Source organism: Bacteroides nordii (genome assembly GCF_019930665.1).
Taxonomy (GTDB): domain Bacteria; phylum Bacteroidota; class Bacteroidia; order Bacteroidales; family Bacteroidaceae; genus Bacteroides; species Bacteroides nordii.
In genome coordinates this window covers 5,408,762-5,426,349 of record NZ_CP082886.1, presented here as the reverse complement: position 1 = coordinate 5,426,349, position 17,588 = coordinate 5,408,762, and the positions used below count along the sequence as shown (strand labels likewise).

General features: G+C 39.4%; 17 protein-coding genes. 9 read left to right on the top strand and 8 right to left on the bottom strand.

Annotated elements, in window-relative coordinates:
• Positions 1-7: 7 nt before the first annotated feature.
• The 5 genes from argH to prmC form a co-directional block, all read right to left on the bottom strand.
• Positions 8-1,348, bottom strand: a complete 1,341-nt coding sequence (gene argH, locus K8P02_RS20835; protein ID WP_025868078.1) for an argininosuccinate lyase — start codon at positions 1,346-1,348, stop codon at positions 8-10.
• A 159-nt stretch (positions 1,349-1,507) separates the two neighbouring features.
• On the bottom strand, positions 1,508-1,918 hold the full coding sequence (locus tag K8P02_RS20830; protein ID WP_002558997.1) for an SRPBCC family protein: 411 nt from the start codon (positions 1,916-1,918) through the stop codon (positions 1,508-1,510).
• Positions 1,919-2,014: 96 nt separating this feature from the next.
• Positions 2,015-2,653, bottom strand: coding sequence for an orotate phosphoribosyltransferase (pyrE, locus tag K8P02_RS20825; RefSeq protein ID WP_002558996.1), 639 nt, complete (start codon positions 2,651-2,653; stop codon positions 2,015-2,017).
• 80 nt (positions 2,654-2,733) lie between these two features.
• Positions 2,734-3,213 carry a regulatory protein RecX gene (locus K8P02_RS20820; protein ID WP_025868077.1) on the bottom strand — a complete coding sequence of 160 codons (480 nt, stop codon included), beginning with the start codon at positions 3,211-3,213 and terminating at the stop codon, positions 2,734-2,736.
• Positions 3,210-4,046, bottom strand: coding sequence for a peptide chain release factor N(5)-glutamine methyltransferase (gene prmC / locus K8P02_RS20815; protein ID WP_025868076.1), 837 nt, complete (start codon positions 4,044-4,046; stop codon positions 3,210-3,212). Before prmC ends, K8P02_RS20820 begins: the two co-directional genes overlap by 4 nt.
• Positions 4,047-4,100: 54 nt before the next feature.
• Between prmC and ribD the strand changes: the two genes are divergently transcribed.
• From ribD to murI, 8 genes are all read left to right on the top strand, one after another.
• The gene (gene ribD, locus K8P02_RS20810; protein WP_122201036.1) at positions 4,101-5,141 is read left to right on the top strand and encodes a bifunctional diaminohydroxyphosphoribosylaminopyrimidine deaminase/5-amino-6-(5-phosphoribosylamino)uracil reductase RibD; all 1,041 of its coding nucleotides are present in this window, start codon (positions 4,101-4,103) and stop codon (positions 5,139-5,141) included.
• A 138-nt stretch (positions 5,142-5,279) separates the two neighbouring features.
• Complete coding sequence (locus K8P02_RS20805; protein ID WP_025868074.1) at positions 5,280-6,686, top strand: DUF6242 domain-containing protein; 1,407 nt, start codon at positions 5,280-5,282, stop codon at positions 6,684-6,686.
• 65 nt (positions 6,687-6,751) lie between these two features.
• Positions 6,752-7,456, top strand: a complete 705-nt coding sequence (gene porG, locus K8P02_RS20800; protein WP_002558991.1) for a type IX secretion system protein PorG — start codon at positions 6,752-6,754, stop codon at positions 7,454-7,456.
• Positions 7,457-7,461: 5 nt separating this feature from the next.
• The gene (locus tag K8P02_RS20795; RefSeq protein WP_025868073.1) at positions 7,462-8,196 is read left to right on the top strand and encodes an isoprenyl transferase; all 735 of its coding nucleotides are present in this window, start codon (positions 7,462-7,464) and stop codon (positions 8,194-8,196) included.
• Positions 8,197-8,221: 25 nt separating this feature from the next.
• The gene (gene bamA / locus K8P02_RS20790; RefSeq protein ID WP_002558989.1) at positions 8,222-10,870 is read left to right on the top strand and encodes an outer membrane protein assembly factor BamA; all 2,649 of its coding nucleotides are present in this window, start codon (positions 8,222-8,224) and stop codon (positions 10,868-10,870) included.
• 26 nt (positions 10,871-10,896) lie between these two features.
• Positions 10,897-11,412 (top strand): OmpH family outer membrane protein, encoded by a 516-nt coding sequence (locus K8P02_RS20785; protein ID WP_025868072.1) that lies wholly within the window; start codon positions 10,897-10,899, stop codon positions 11,410-11,412.
• Between the two features lie 56 nt (positions 11,413-11,468).
• Complete coding sequence (locus tag K8P02_RS20780) at positions 11,469-11,984, top strand: OmpH family outer membrane protein (protein WP_002558987.1); 516 nt, start codon at positions 11,469-11,471, stop codon at positions 11,982-11,984.
• Between the two features lie 136 nt (positions 11,985-12,120).
• Positions 12,121-12,963, top strand: coding sequence for a glutamate racemase (murI, locus tag K8P02_RS20775; RefSeq protein WP_002558986.1), 843 nt, complete (start codon positions 12,121-12,123; stop codon positions 12,961-12,963).
• An 89-nt stretch (positions 12,964-13,052) separates the two neighbouring features.
• Here the strand turns inward: murI and K8P02_RS20770 are convergent, their stop codons facing one another.
• Positions 13,053-13,823 carry a fimbrillin family protein gene (locus tag K8P02_RS20770; protein ID WP_007483674.1) on the bottom strand — a complete coding sequence of 257 codons (771 nt, stop codon included), beginning with the start codon at positions 13,821-13,823 and terminating at the stop codon, positions 13,053-13,055.
• A 24-nt stretch (positions 13,824-13,847) separates the two neighbouring features.
• A complete protein-coding gene (locus K8P02_RS20765; RefSeq protein ID WP_044158549.1) occupies positions 13,848-15,809 on the bottom strand; it encodes a tetratricopeptide repeat-containing sensor histidine kinase in 1,962 nt (653 codons plus the stop codon).
• 315 nt (positions 15,810-16,124) lie between these two features.
• Between K8P02_RS20765 and K8P02_RS20760 the strand changes: the two genes are divergently transcribed.
• Positions 16,125-16,358 carry a DUF2007-related protein gene (locus tag K8P02_RS20760; RefSeq protein WP_002558983.1) on the top strand — a complete coding sequence of 78 codons (234 nt, stop codon included), beginning with the start codon at positions 16,125-16,127 and terminating at the stop codon, positions 16,356-16,358.
• Here K8P02_RS20760 and K8P02_RS20755 read toward each other — a convergent pair.
• Positions 16,327-17,478 (bottom strand): pyridoxal phosphate-dependent aminotransferase, encoded by a 1,152-nt coding sequence (locus tag K8P02_RS20755; protein ID WP_025868070.1) that lies wholly within the window; start codon positions 17,476-17,478, stop codon positions 16,327-16,329. The genes K8P02_RS20760 and K8P02_RS20755 overlap by 32 nt on opposite strands.
• Positions 17,479-17,588 lie beyond the last annotated feature (110 nt).

Below are 17,588 nucleotides of genomic sequence, written 5' to 3'. Positions count from 1 at the left end.
TCTTTAATTAACGGGCAAGTAAAGCTTTCTCCGCTTCTTCCATTCCGCGGAAATTAAATTCTTCTACCACCTTCTGCATCAAAGCAGAGATTTCCGCATTGCACAGATTACCAATACTTCCTTCATGCGTATGATGTACCTGTTTGCTATGTGAGAAATTTCCAGCTTCAATATCAAGTCCCACCTTTTTATAAGCATCCCGGAAAGGCATTCCCTCACGAGCCAAACGATTCACCTCTTCCACACTAAAAATAAACAGATACTTATCATCATCAAGAATATGTTCATTCACCTTGATTTCATTCATAATATAAGTAGTCATCTTCAAGCAGTCTTTCAGTTCCTGGAAAGCAGGCAAAAAGACCTCCTTAATAATCTGAAGATCACGAAAATATCCAGAAGGTAGGTTATTAGCTATCATCATGATTTGTTGTGGAAGTGACTGAAGTTTGTTACACTTGGCACGAGTCAGCTCAAAGACATCCGGATTTTTCTTATGCGGCATGATACTGGAGCCTGTGGTACAGTCGTCCGGCAACTTCACAAAACCAAAGTTCTGGCTATTGAACATACAAGCATCAAAGGCAAGTTTAGAAATAGTACCTGCAATAGTAGCAAGTGCAAAGGCAACATTACGTTCCAGCTTACCACGCCCCATTTGGGCATATACCACATTGTAATTAAGAGAATCGAAACCCAACAAACGAGTAGTCATAGTACGATCCAACGGAAAAGAAGAGCCATACCCCGCAGCTGAACCTAATGGATTGCGGTTACACATCTTAAAAGCTGCCTGTAGAAAAAGCATATCATCTACCAGACTTTCGGCATAAGCCCCAAACCAAAGCCCGAAAGAAGAAGGCATAGCAATCTGCAAATGGGTATAACCAGGCATCAACACCTCTTTATATCTTTCACTCTGAAGAATAAGTACATCAAACAGCTGTTCCACTGCTTCGGCCACCTCCTTCAATTGTGTACGGGTAAAAAGTTTTAAATCAAGAAGTACCTGATCATTGCGAGAGCGGCCGCTGTGTATTTTCTTACCAACATCACCCAAACGCCGGGTCAACATCAGTTCTACCTGCGAGTGCACGTCTTCTACTCCGTCTTCTATTACGAACTCTCCCCGTTCCGCTTCCGCATAGATATTTTTCAGTTCTGCCAACAACTGAGTCAGCTCCTCTTTTGTCAACAAGCCGATGCTTTCGAGCATAGTGATATGAGCCATGGACCCCATCACATCATGCTTAGCAAGATAAAGGTCCATCTCACGATCACGTCCAACCGTGAAACGTTCTATCTCTTTATTTACCTGAACGGATTTCTCCCAAAGTTTCTGTGCCATACTATTTAGTAGTTAGTAGTCAAGCAGTAAGTTGTCAAGTAGTAAGTAGTGCAGATACTTTTAATAATCAGAGCAAAAGGAGAAAAGAGCAAATGAAACATTTCTACTTAACCACTTACTACTTGACTACTTACTACTTAACCTTTTATTACTACCCCATTAATATTGAATCATTGCCAACATATCCACCATTTTCTCCAATCCTTCCTGAAGCGGTTTCTGCACCATGGCTTTCATAAAAGGATTTAGTTCCATACCGATAGTAGCCTTCAGCTTACACTCTTCATCAGTTGTCGCAACAAGCTGAATCCAAAGATTGAAAGGTAGCGGAGAGTTAGTGGTTTCAAACTTAATACACTTACTTGGTTCACGTTCCACAATCTTCAATGTCAACTGCCCAACAGGAGCCACACTGAAACTCAAGGTATCAGAATCAAAACTTATATCCTTCACCTTATCTTCCGGCAAACGATCTTTCAGGGCCTCCAGATTGCTAAGATCGGACAATTTCTCATAAACCCGCTCCTGGCTGTAAGGTATCACTTTTACGGTACTTTCAAATTTAGTCATCTTATTTTCATTCTTATAAAGACAAAAAAAGAACTATCCGAACAAAATCTGTCCGAATGGCTCTCCTTTAAATCCACCTATAATTAAATATCTTTGTTACTTTCCAGCGTCCCAATGTGCAGGGTCTTTACGCCATTCGTTCAAAGTTGCAATATCCGTATCCTCAATATAACCGGTTTGAAGTGCAACGTCAAGTACAGCTTCGTAGTTTGTCAAAGTCACCAAAGGCACTTTTGCATCCTTAAACGCTTTCTCTGCTACCGGGAAACCATACGTATAAGCAGCAATCATACCTATTACTTCACAACCATCCCGACGAATTGCTTCTACTGCCTTCAAACTACTACCACCGGTGGAAATCAAATCTTCTACAACGACTACTTTCATTCCGGGACGAAGCTCGCCCTCGATTAAGTTTTCTAATCCATGATCTTTCGGGGTAGAACGAACATACACGAACGGAAGATTCAATGCATCAGCCACCAACGCTCCCTGAGGGATCGCTCCTGTAGCAACACCAGCAATGGCATCTACCTGTCCGAATCGTTCTAATATCAGACGAGTGGTTTCAATCTTCACAAAATTACGAAGAGACGGATAGGAAAGAGTTTTACGGTTATCACAGTAAAACGGTGATTTCCATCCGGAAGCCCATGTAAAAGGATTGGCTGGTTGAAGCTTAATCGCTTTAATCTTCAGTAACTTCTCTGCAAATAATCTCTCTAAGTTTTTCATAACTAAACTAACTTGATAATTATAGAGTGCAAAAATACAGAAATAGAACGAAACAAGAAAGAAGATTCCGGTTATTTTTTTTAATCGTCCTGCGCTTCATCATCCGACACCTCTATGCAGCACTTGATATCTTTCATTTCAAAGCCGCGACTCATAGCAAAACGAATTAGTTTTCCATTTAATTCGTATTCGTCTTTTCCGCGAACACTCTTCCGTTTGGAAGCAAGCAAATCACGCAGCACTGCAAGATATTCTTCCTGATCGATCTCATTCAAATGACGCCAAGCCACATCGGACGGTATTTTTTTCATATATAATCCCTGCCCTATTTTCATCTTTCCCCATTTGGCAAAACGAAATTTATCACCAATAAAAGCACGGCAATAACGCTCATCATCAATGTATTTTTCAGCTTCGAGACGGGCAAGTATACGCTCTATGGCATCGTAGGCAATACCCCACTTTTGTAATTTATCACTCACTTCTGCCCGGCAATGTTCTGCAGCAGAGCAATAGGCAGCTACACGGTTCAGCGCCTCTTCTTCGGTCATTGTATTCATTTATGCGTAGTTACAATTCTATCGTTTCCTGATATATCTTTTATAATACAAGGATGGCAATACCCTAAATCAATAAGCATACAGACGATTTCGCAACCGTATGCACGGTTTATTTCAAAGTAAAGTTTTCCTCCGGGGGTCAATAATTTTCTTCCTAATACAGCAATCCGACGATAAAAGCGTAATGGATCATTATCGGGTACAAACAGGGCAAGCTCCGGTTCCCAATCAAGTACATTAGGTTCCATGTCTGCCTTTTCAGATTCGGTCACATAGGGAGGATTACTAACAATAATATCAAAACGTTGCTCAGAATCTATCTCTGCCAATACGTCCTTTTGCTGAAAAGAAACAGCCGAACCCAAGACCTCATTGTTTCGCCGGGCTACAGCAAGTGCTTCTTCCGAGATATCCCAGGCCGTCACTTGAGCTTGCGGAATAATAAGAGACAAAGAGATGGCAATACACCCACTTCCCGTACCAATATCCAATATTCGGGGAGCATCATTCAAATTCTCCTTAGCAATAAGCTCCACTAATTCTTCTGTCTCCGGACGGGGAATAAGTACTCCCGGTGCTACGTAGAAAGAGCGTCCCAGAAAGATTGCCATTTTCCGTATATATTGTATCGGCTCATTTTTTCGTAAACGTTGCAGAATGTTTTCCAGTTCGTACCGTTTGCTTTCGGATAAATTAATATCTTTGCCCAGATAAATGTCGAGTGCATCCATACCCAACAGATCACACCAAATCATCATCGTCAGGCTTTTCAGTTCCTGAGAAGGATAAATATCTTGTAATACCTGACGGATATAAGTAGAAACCCGGTCCATGTCTATCTGTTTTTAGGGTGCAAAAGTACAAATATTATAGTAAAAGGCTGAAAAATGGAAGAAGAAAAATACATGCAGCGTTGTATTGAACTGGCACAAAATGGTTTATGCAATGTCTCTCCCAATCCGATGGTAGGAGCTGTAATTGTATGTGACGGGCAAATTATAGGCGAGGGGTATCACATTCGCTGCGGACAGGCACACGCTGAGGTAAATGCAATTCATTCGGTAAAAGACGAGTCTTTGTTAAAACGTTCTACTATTTATGTTAGTCTGGAACCATGCTCCCACTATGGAAAAACACCTCCATGTGCCGATCTTATTATAGAGAAACAGATACCACGTATCGTCATTGGCTGCCAGGACCCTTTTTCAAAAGTAGCCGGACAAGGAATACAAAAACTACGTAATGCCGGAAGGGAAGTAACAGTAGGAATACTCGAAAATGAATGTCGTCATCTGATACGCAGGTTTATTGTATTCAATACACTCCATCGCCCTTACATCACCCTCAAATGGGCTGAATCAGCAGATGGATTTATTGATATAAACCGCACAGACGGACAACCGGTAATACTTTCAACTCCACACACTGCCTTGTTAGTACATAAAAAAAGAAGTGAGTCGGATGCTATCATGGTAGGTACACACACGGCACAGCTCGACAACCCTTCATTAACAGTACGCAACTGGTACGGCAAGAATCCGGTACGAGTAGTATTGGACAGAAATCTATCACTTCCCTCTGACTTGCACCTTTTTGATGGTAGTGTTCCGACACTCGTTTTTACATCCCGAAAACATCCGGAACAGAAAAGCATAGAATATATCGTACTCGATTATGAAAAAGAATTATTGCCACAGATAATGAACACCCTCTATCATCGTGGTTTACAATCAATATTAGTAGAAGGAGGTACACAATTACTCCAATCGTTTATTGATAATAACCTATGGGACGAGGCATTTATAGAAGAAGCCAAGGTTACGTTAGATTCGGGTGTTAAAGCACCTGAAATAAGAAATAAAATTAGTTATTCCGATAAAAAACATTTTGGAGTAAAAATAAAGCACTACACGAACAAAAATGTGTAAATTGGCTCTATTCAGAGGGTTTTCTATCGATAAAAAGCCTGTTATTATCTATAATTTTATATAAAACTTCCCCACAATGTTCTATATCGGAAAAAATGTTCCTATTTTTGCAACTTGTAAATAAACACAATCTTTCAAATGAGAATTAAGTTTTTATCAGTAATTGTGAGTTTCTTGCTTGTGTCATTTGCCATGAGCTCTTGTCTTGGCGACGACGATCCTATTGAGTATAGCCCGAATGCACTTCTACAGGCATTTGAACTTGACAAGGTTTTGGGAGTTAATTATCAATTCACAATTGATCAGCTTACCGGAGAAATATACAATCAGGATTCATTGCCGGTAGGTTCAGATACGATTATTGATAGAATCCTGATAAAGACCATGACAGTAGCAGGTTTTGTTACTATCAGAAACTCAGCAAATACAGAAGACTCCATATTTAATATAGCAGACTCTGTAAATCTGGTAGGAACAGTGGAAAAACCTTTCAGATTTAAAGTATGGGCACCGGACATGGAACATACGAGAGAGTATGCACTATCAGTGCGTGTACATCAGCAACAACCGGATTCTCTGAATTGGGGCAAAGGGCCGATAGGCACTAATTTTGCACCTCAGATAAAAGGTAAACAGAAATCCATCATTTTCAATAACCAAATTTATGTTTACGGGCCGAGTTCTTCTTCTGTATACTACACCACCCTATCCAATGGACAACTTGGAACAGATGGAACGTGGAATTCAAGTCTAATCAACGGGTTGCCTTCAACAGACCTTACTTCAATCGTGAACTTTAACAGTACACTTTATGCAACAACTGCTGCCGATAAGAAGGTATATAGTTCTAATGATGGTATAAATTGGGAAGAAGCGCCAGCGTTTGGAGACAACACAGTAGTTCTGATTGCTCCAATCGGGAATAGTCTGACAGGAATCAAGACTCTGGATAATGAAGATATGTTCTGTACAACAACAAACGGAAGTGACTGGACGGAAGAAGGTGTCGTTCCAAAAAATTTCCCACGTAATAACATCTCAGTTACAAGCTTTCAAAATATAACCGGTGTACCTAATATTATGATAGTAGGTAATATTCCGGAAGAAAATAAAACTGAAAAAGACACAGCAACAGTTGCATGGGGATATATGCAAGGACAGGAATGGGCCGCTCTGGATGATTCTTCATACCCTTGTCCGCTACTAAAAGACCCTTCCATTATGTATTACGGAGGTGCTTTCTATATCTTTGGTAAAGACTTTAAAACGTTCTATAAGTCCGAGGCTGGCATTGTATGGAAGGAAGTAACAAATATGTTTATGTTCCCAATAGATCAAACCATTGAGATTAAAGACGAAGAGGACAACATACAGACAGAGTATAACTATGGTTTTAGAGGTGAAGAATCAGACTACTCAATGGTAGTAGACGAAAATAACTTTATCTGGATAATGCGTAGTTATGATGAAACGCCGGGTGCGATAGCAAATAGCGGAAATGTATGGAGAGGTAAATTGAATCGTTTAGGGTTTGCAAGGCAATAAGCGAAATACAATTTTAAAGTTAATCAGCCGTTCTATTAATGGAATAACCAAGTAATAAGACGATTATGGCATTTACTAAAAGAACGCTGATACTATGTATATTGTTACTCTCACTACCGCTTCTCGGCCTGTATGCACAGGACGAAGAAGAATATAAGATGGAATTGGGAGGAGGTTTGGGTGGTAGTTTTTACATGGGTGATGCCAACTACACTACTCCATTTAAGAACATAGGAATAGCCGGAGGGTTTATGGCAAGATATATAATGAACCCACGAATGGCCATAAAGGCAAACTTAATGGCAGGAAGAATATCCGGCAATACGAAGAATTTTAAAAATAAGTATCCCGACAACGGAGAAGCAAGTTTTAAACGTACAATCTTCGATTTAGGGGCACAATTTGAATATAACTTTCTGGGATATGGAACCGGATATGGTTATAGAGGTGAACACAGATTTACTCCTTATATATTAGGAGGAATGGGATTTACCTTTGCCCCGGCACCTGCAGAAGGAGTATTTACCGTAAATTTCCCGGTAGGAATAGGAGTAAAATACAAAATAGCTCCAAGAATAAATATCGGATGCGAATTTACGATGCGGTTCAGCTTGAGTGACAAGTTAGACGTTACGAACAAAGAAGGGCTGCAGTTAAATGATCCATATCGGATTAAAGGAAAGGGATGGAAAAACAAAGATAGTTATTCATATACCGTCTTTTTTGTGACATACGACCTTTTCTCCAGATGTAAAGAATGCAACAATTAAAAAAGATGTCCTATAAAGAGCAAATAGATTTTAGCCGGATACCTCAGCATGTAGCGATTATCATGGACGGTAACGGAAGATGGGCCAAGCAACGTGGACGTGAACGTAGCTTTGGACACCAGGCCGGTGCAGAAACTGTACATATTATTGCAGAAGAAGCCGCCAGGTTGGGTATTAAATATCTGACTTTGTACACCTTTTCCACAGAAAACTGGAATCGTCCTTCGGATGAGATAGCGGCACTAATGAGTCTTCTGTTCGATTCTATCGAAGAAGAAACATTTATGAGAAACAACATAAGTTTTCGTATTGTAGGCGATATCGATAAATTGCCCGAAAATGTACGGATACGATTGGATGCTTGTGTAGAACATACTTCACATAACACAGGAATGGCTCTGGTACTGGCTCTCAGTTATTCATCCCGTTGGGAAATAACAGAAGCTGCACGACAAATAGCAATACAAGTTCAAAAAGGAGAATTGACTCCCGAAGAAATTACTGACCATTGCCTTGAAGCACATTTGACTACTAACTTTATGCCCGATCCGGATTTACTGATCCGCACGGGAGGCGAGATACGGTTAAGCAATTATCTGTTATGGCAGTGTGCTTACTCCGAACTTTATTTCTGTGATACTTTCTGGCCCGATTTCAGGGAAGAAGAATTGAGAAAGGCTATTAGTGACTACCAGAAACGGGAACGTCGCTTCGGCAAAACCAGTGAACAAATCAGTTAACTCAAAACTTATAATAATAACATAAATGCATTATCGTATTTCCTTCATACTCGTAACGTTTATCTGTCTGTTTGGGTTTGCACTGGCAGGCAAGGCACAAGATGCTAACACAGACGAATCTTCCAAACCTGTTATTTTATATTCAGGAACACCAAAAAAATATGAGATAGCCGACATTAAGGTCGAAGGTGTTAAAAACTACGAGGACTATGTACTTATTGGTCTCTCGGGGTTATCGGTAGGTCAATCCATTTCAGTACCAGGTGATGAGATTACAAGTGCTATCAAGCGCTATTGGCGCCATGGTCTATTTTCAAATGTCAAGATCACAGCCGAAAAAATAGAAGATGGTAAGGTATGGTTGAAAATCAGTTTGACTCAACGTCCCCGTATTTCAGAAATACGCTATCATGGCGTAAAAAAATCAGAACGACAAGATCTGGAAACAAGATTGGGATTGGTAAAAGGCAGCCAGATTACTCCAAACTTAGTGGACCGTGCTAAAACACTGATCAAACGTTATTTTGATGATAAAGGTTTCAAAAATGCAGAGATTATCATTTCTCAGAAAGACGATATATCCAATGAGAATCAAGTGATCGTTGACGTAAATATCGATAAGAAAGAAAAGATTAAAGTACACGAAATAACAATCGTAGGTAACAAAGCAATTAAGACCTCGAAGCTGAAGCGTGTAATGAAAAAAACAAATGAGAAAGGTAAATTGCTGAATTTATTCCGTACTAAGAAATTCATCAACGAGAAATATGAAGAAGACAAGCAACTGATTATAGATAAATATAACGAATTAGGTTATCGTGACGCAGTGATCGTTACTGATAGCGTAACACCCTACGACGATAAGACTGTCAATGTGTATATGGAAATTGACGAAGGAGACAAATATTACCTTCGCAATGTAACTTGGGTGGGAAATACCCTCTATCCATCAGAACAGTTGAATTACCTTCTCCGAATGAAAAAAGGGGATGTATATAATCAAAAGTTACTAAATGAGCGTTTGTCTACTGATGAAGATGCTATTGGTAATCTATATTACAACAATGGTTACCTTTTCTATAATCTTGATCCGGTAGAAATCAATATTGACGGTGATTCTATCGACCTCGAAATGAGAATTTATGAAGGTAGACAGGCTACCATCAACAAGATCAAGATTAACGGTAATGACCGTCTATATGAAAACGTAGTTCGTCGTGAGCTTCGCACACGCCCCGGACAATTGTTTAGTCGTGATGACTTGATGCGTTCTATGCGTGAAATACAACAGATGGGACACTTCGATGCGGAAAATATCCATCCGGATATCCAACCCGATCCGATGAACGGTACAGTTGATATTGCTTATGATCTTGTTTCCAAAGCAAATGACCAGGTAGAATTCTCTGCCGGTTGGGGTCAAACAGGTATTATTGGTAAGTTGAGCTTGAAGTTCACTAACTTCTCATTGGCTAACCTGTTACATCCGGGAGATAACTATCGCGGTATCCTTCCGCAGGGAGATGGACAAACACTGACCGTCAGTGGACAGACGAATGCGAAATATTATCAGTCATATAGTATTTCATTCTTTGACCCATGGTTTGGAGGCAAACGCCCCAATTCATTCTCAATATCTGCTTTCTATTCACGACAAACAGATATTAGTAGCCGTTATTATAATGACAGTTATTATAACAACTACTACAATAGTATGTATAGTGGTTATGGTGGTTATGGTATGTACAACTATGGTAACTACAATAATTACGAAAATTATTATGACCCTGATAAGTCAATTCAAATGTGGGGGCTTTCTGTAGGTTGGGGTAAACGCTTGAAATGGCCGGATGACTACTTCACTCTCTCTGCAGAACTGGCATACCAACGCTATATATTGAAAGACTGGCAATACTTCCCGGTAACAAACGGAAAATGTAATAACATCAGTCTGAACCTTACGCTGGCTCGTAGTTCTATAGATAACCCATTGTTCCCACGTCAAGGTTCCGAGTTCTCACTGTCGGCACAAATTACACCGCCGTACTCGTTGTTTGATGGAAGAGACTATAAAGGGTATTACACTTCTACCGGAGGTATCACTCAAGACAACAGAAACAAGCTGTATAACTGGGTTGAATACCACAAGTGGAAATTCAAAGCTAAAACTTACACAGCTTTGATGGACTATCAGGCTCATCCGAAATGTCTGGTTCTTATGAGCCGTATTGAATTCGGTTTGTTAGGTCACTATAATAAATATAAGAAATCGCCATTCGAAACGTTTGATGTAGGTGGTGACGGTATGACAGGATATTCAAGTTACGCCACAGAAAGTGTTGCATTGCGTGGATACGAAAACAGTTCTTTGACTCCTTATGGCAGAGAAGGTTATGCGTACACTCGTTTGGGTATTGAATTAAGATATCCATTGATGCTGGAAACAAGTACTAATATTTATGTGTTAGGTTTCTTGGAAGCTGGTAATGCATGGAATGATATCAATAAGTTCAACCCATTTGATTTGAAACGTTCTGCCGGTGTCGGTGTACGTATCTTCCTTCCAATGATTGGTATGATGGGTATCGACTGGGCATACGGTTTCGATAAAGTATTCGGTAGCAGCAGTGCCGGTGGTAGTCATTTCCACTTTGTACTGGGCCAGGAATTCTAAATTGTTTCATTAAAAAACTAAACGTTATGAAGAAGTCTGTTCTATTTATCATGATGCTGTTGACTATTAGTTTAACAGCCAGTGCACAAAAGTTTGCTCTGATTGATATGGAATATATCTTGAAGAACATTCCCGCTTATGAGCGCGCTAGCGAACAGTTGAACCAATCCTCTAAGAAATGGCAAAGCGAAGTAGAGACGCTTGCTCAAGAGGCTCAAACGCTGTATAAGAATTATCAATCGGAAACAGTCTTCCTTTCTGAAGAGCAAAAGACTAAAAAAGAAGAGGAAATTGTAGCTAAAGAAAAGGAAGCAGCCGAACTAAAACGTAAATATTTCGGTCCGGAAGGTGAGTTGTTTAAAAAGAGAGAAAGTTTGATGAAGCCCATTCAAGACGAAATATACAATGCAGTGAAAGAGCTTGCTGAACAAAAAAGTTATTCTGTTGTAGTAGACAGAGCATCAGCAACAAGTATTATTTTTGCTTCTCCACGTATTGATATAAGTAATGAAGTGCTGGCAAAGTTAGGATATTCAAATTAATTTCATACATTTGCAAGCGATAACCCAAAGTAATCATTCAAATAAATAATAAAACTATGCTAAAGAAAATTGCACTTTTAATTATGCTGGTACTCCCAATGGGCGTATTCGCACAATCAACACTCAAGTTCGGTCACATGACTTCGACCGAAATTATTCCTACTATGCCTGAATATACAAAAGCTCTTTCAGAGTTACAGGCTTTGGAAAAAAATTATACTGATGAAATTCAAAGAACCCAGGAAGAGTTCAGCAAGAAATATCAGGAATTCCAACAGGCGATAGCTAAGGATTCTCTTCCGCAAAATATTGCAGAAAGAAGACAGAAAGAATTGCAGGATATGGCTGAAAGACAACAGCAGTTCCAACAGGAAGCAGAACAAGGTATGCAGAAAGCACAGCAAGAAAAGATGACTCCTATCTACAAAAAACTGGATGATGCTATCAAAGCTGTAGGTGCTGCAGAAGGTGTTATTTATATTTTTGACCTGGCTCGTACTCCAATTCCTTACGTAGGTGCTCAGAGCATCGATCTGACTGCTAAAGTAAAAGCACAGCTCGGAATTAAGTAAAAGAACAAGTATAATATATTGTAAGCAACAACTTAAAGTATAAAAACGAGCTACAAGCAGCAAGTTACAGGCTATTCTGATTAACCGAATGCCAATTGTAACTTGTAGCTTGTAGCTCGTAATTTTTTTTACCATTATGAAACAGAAGCTTTCGCAAATACCTGGTCCTATCGGTGTATTCGATTCAGGTTATGGAGGATTGACTATCCTGAGTAAAATAAGAGAAACTCTGCCGCAATACGATTATATATATCTGGGCGACAATGCTCGTACCCCCTATGGTACCCGTTCATTTGAGATTGTCTATGAATTCACCCTTCAGGCTGTTAATAAATTATTTGAGATGGGATGCCACTTGGTCATTTTAGCTTGTAATACAGCTTCAGCGAAAGCGTTGCGAACGATACAAATGAATGATCTTCCACACCTTGATCCTCAACGAAGAGTGCTTGGTGTGATCCGACCAACAGTAGAATGTATAGGCAGCATCACCCATAGCCGCCATGTGGGAGTATTGGCTACAGCAGGTACTATCAAATCGGAATCCTATCCAATGGAGATACATAAGTTGTTTCCCGACATCTATGTCAGTGGAGAAGCCTGCCCGATGTGGGTTCCGTTAGTCGAGAACAACGAAGCACAAAGTTCCGGAGCCGACTACTTCATCCAAAAATATATTGATACTCTATTAAGTAAGGATCAGCAAATTGATACTGTAATATTAGGTTGTACACACTATCCGCTATTATTACCCAAAATAAAACATTTTATGCCTGACGGGATAAAGATTGTGTCACAGGGAGAATATGTTGCCGGAAGCTTAAAAGACTATCTGCATCGCCATCCGGAAATAGCAGCTAAATGTACACAAAACGGTAAATGTACCTTCTGCACAACAGAAGCCGAAGAAAAATTTATCGAGTCGGCATCTGCATTTCTGAATGAAGATATAACTGTCAAACGAGTAGTATTAGAGTAAGAAAAATATCCACCACATAATAAGCCCTCTCTGCATCATTAAAGGATATGCAAAGAGGGCTTATTTATTTTATTTGTTACCGATGCGATCTACAGCGGAATTGAGCCATCATAAATAGTGATATCAACCCGGGCACCTCTGACTACAGCCTTATAGCTTTCTCCGGAATTTAACTGAACAGCTTCACCAACCGTGGCAGTATAGGTCACACCATTACTCAACCGTACCTGAAAAGGGGTCCCCTTCTCTATTCTTTGAGGTAAAAGATTGAGAGCTTGTTTCACACCATTATCAAAACGATTAAACGCAGTATACTTTTTCTCATCCAATATGACGATAGAGCCATCTTTCAAATTCTGTACTCCCTTGTTCTTTATTAAAGCACTAACCTCAATATCTCCCTGATAAGAGCGCCCATCCCCATCCAATACCTCTACAATCAGAGGAGCCATCACACGCTTAAACTGAAGACAAACCTGTTGTTGTCCGGCAACAGCCTTTGCCTTTCCAAACAAATAGTCATTGGTTCCTCCTTCCAACACACGCGTTTCATTACTCGCCACAGACTCTGGCAGACGGGGATAATGAGCATAAAAAAAGACCTCGCTCTTTTTGCTGAATTCCCCCCATGAGCGAGTATCCTTTTTGAGATCGAACACAGTAAATTTATCATCCAACTCAGTACGCATCGAAATCACATCAATGGAAGTACTGCCACTGGCACGCGATAGGGTTTCATCACCAATAACAACGCTGGTGAATTTAATAGTCTGTCCATCTGTCTGTTCAATCGTTTCGTCTTGTTGACAACTCCATAAACAGCCCAATACTAAACTCATAAAAAGTACTTTTGTTCTCATTTGTCAGGGTATTATATATTAAAATTAAGAATACGGTATTACAAATACAAAGCGACACCCTTCTTTGTATTCCGGATCAATAGTCAGGCTACCATTCAGTTTTTCCGCAATTCCCCGGCAAATTGAAAGACCTAAACCTGTACCTTGTGAATAGCTATCAATTTTCGTAAATCTGTCAAAAACCCACTCCTGTCTATCCAAAGGAACACCAGGTCCGGTATCAGTTACAGCAAAGCATATATTCTGCTCCTTCTTCATCACAGTATATGTCAGTGTTATGTTGCCCTGAACTGTAAACTTTGCCGCATTATGCAACAAATTGATTAAAACCTGCATTATACGTTCAGGGTTACTTTTAACTATTAACTGATCATGTTCAGAATGAAAAAGTAGCTTCACGCCCTCCTGTACATCTCTACGAACGCTCTCCAGACTCTGTTTACAACAATCATTAATATTAGTCAATACATCTGCCGGCATACTACCTGTTTTATCCAAATCAGATAATTCTAAAACATCCGTCACCAAGCGAAGTAAATTATGACTGTTTGCCTCAATAATAGAGGCATATACTTTAGTATCCGGATCATCCCGATAGCGATCTCCTAATATCTGAGAAAACCCTACAATCGAATTTAACGGTGTACGAATCTCATGGCTCATACTCTGTATAAATAATGTTTTCATCTGGCTCGCATCTTCCGCAGCATTCTTCGCTTTTCTCAATTCCTCTTCTGAATGCAACAACCGTTTATTCAGTCTGTTTTCTCTATATAGGAAGATAAACACAAATATTAATAAAGCCGCCAATGAAATAATGAGAATCTGCTTATTATACAACTCTTTCTTCTGTGCCTGAAGCATCAACTCTTTTTTTTCTGAATTCAGTTTTTCCATATTAACCAGAGTTGCAAATTCACTGATGGAGTGTTCTTCATTACTCTGTCTGGCAGAATCTTCCAACTGAATATATTTAGACAAATAATCAGCTGCCAGGTCTTTCCTTCCCATAGCCTGATAGATTTCTCCCTTCATACGATAATGTCCGCTACGCAATGCATGTTCATTAAGACGCAATTCCTCTTTTATCAGTGCATCAGCAGACGCTAAAGCCTTCTGATATTGTTTTGTCTGCTTATAATAGAAGAATTCATTCTCATAATAAAGCTTCTTATTGATATCCAGTTTTTTATCATCTGCAATCAATTTCTCAACCTCTTGTAATATTTTCTTCGCTTTTTCCATATCGGCTATAGCAATATAGTAATGTATATAACCTAATTTTCCGAGAAGGATATGTACACTTGCATTAGCTGTAGCCTCAGCTTTTTTCAGCATTTCGAGTGCCTGAGGCAATTTATTCTGTTCAATATAATATTTTGCAACTTCAGTATAAGAAGGTGAAAGGTTGTAATTATCAACATGATAAGTTTCGGTCAGTTCGATTCCCTTCAAGCAATACTCAAAAGCCAGGCTTTTCAGATTCTTTATTTCATAGATTTGGTATAAGCTATTATAACAGTAAAGTAGCCCGATCTTACTATCCTTTATTTGGGCATCTTTTAGCATTTCCTGAGCTTCATAAAGAGCTATATTGGTCTTTCCGGTTTTGAGATAATGCAATATCAAACGATTGTTCCAAACAAAATAATAATATTTAAGTTGATTTGTTTTTTCAGCAAAATCCTTCACTATATTCGTATAATGAATAATACTGTCTACATTATTTCCTTGAAAATAGTAATAGTCTAATTTAAGCGCCAAAGCAACAGCCTGCATCCGTAAATCTCCTCTCTCCTCCGACATCTGATACAGCGTATCAGCCATATGAAGAACTTTTAAATTGCTAACATTCTCCTGGCAATACTGAAAATATGAGTATAGTGTGCTATCTACATTAAACTCCTTTTCTTCCTGCGCATAAGCCGTACTGCAAAGAACAAAAGAAACAACAAATAACATTCTTCGGAAGATTGTAGTTCTCATGATTATGTATTGATTAATGACCTGGCTGTAGATTGCAAATATACATCTATTTTTAACGTCCAGATTACAAATTGATTATTTTATTCAAATTATTGTCTACTTTATCTTGTATATATAAGTCAAAATAAAGCAGATCACCATTTTATCAATGAGAACTATTCACGGACATTCTTTCCACTCCTCTTGAATTTCATCATCTCTTCTGAAAGATACATTATTCATCCAAAGCCACTATTTTTTTCACCTTTCCATGCGTTTTTTCAGAAATTATCGTGTACATTTGTGAAAGTATAAACACCCTATAGCTCAGAAATTATGAAAGAAGAAGATAACAGCCGTCTGATCGAAGTATTTTCCGGTTCAAGATGGGAAGCAGAACTTATCAAAGGATTGCTTGAAAGTAATGAAATAGATGCCGCCTTAAAAGACGGCCTTATAACAACAATAGCACCTTATATCAGTCCCACAGTATCCGTTATGGTAAAAGAGGATAACTATGAGCCTGCTATGGAAATTATCAGGAGCCGCGAGAAAGCAGAAAACGATTAAGACGATCGAGTGCTTCGCGAATATTCTCCAATGAGTTGGCATACGAAAAGCGTACGTAGCCTTCTCCTCCTGTGCCGAAGTCAACTCCCGGTGTAATGCCTACATGTGCTTGCTCTAAAACTTCAAAAGCAAACTTATAAGAATCTTTTGTAAACTTGCGAGCATCAGCAAATATGTAGAAAGCACCTTTGGGTTCAACGCGGATACCAAATCCCATTTCGCGAAGACGTTGAATCATATAACGTCGGCGTTCGTCATACGTTGCCCGCATCTGCTCCACATCCGGAGCAGCATGGCGAAGTGCAGCGATACCTGCTTGTTGAGCAATACTGGGGGCACAGATAAAAAGATTTTGCTGCAATTTCTGCAATGCTCGCATACACGATTTAGGTGCAATCACATATCCAAGCCGTAATCCTGTCATGGCAAAGCGTTTTGAAAAGCCATTCAAAACAAAAGCCTGATCAGTAAATTCCAGAATACTACGGGCACGTCCTTCATAAACCAATCCATGATAAATTTCATCTGAAATGACCGGAACACCCAATGAAGCTATTTCTTTAAGAAACTTATCCTCCAGCAATAACCCGGTAGGATTCATTGGTGAATTAATAAAGATAGCTGCCGTACGGGTGGTGATAAACTTTTTAATATCCTCTATATTATACTGCAGACCATTTTCTTCGCGAAGTGGCACCAATACCGGTTTTGCTTGTGCAGCCAACACAAAATTACGATAACAGGCATATCCCGGATTTGAAAGAATCACCTCACTATCCGGCCGACAAAGCAACAACAATACCAATAGAATTGCCGGTGAAGAACCGGAAGTCACCACAATACAGTTGGGGTCTACCTTCACACCATATTCCCGATAATGGAAATCAGCTATTTCGCGTCTTAATTCAGGATCACCTAAAGAATGGGTGTAATGTGTTAAATGAGAATCATATGCTTTTTTTGCTGCTTCCGCGACACAGGCAGGCACATCAAAATCGGGTTCACCTACCTCAAGATGAATAATATCAATACCCTGTTTCTGTAATTCATTAGCTCGCTCTAATACGTCCATGACGATAAACGAGGTCATTTGTTCAACCTGAGGGTTAGTCTGTTTCATTGGTTTATCTGTTTTTTCGGGGTACAAAGATACGATTTTTACAGTATGAATGTTACCAGTGAAAAAGACTTTATTTTATAGCACTTCCGGTTTTGTATACGTATTCTTAT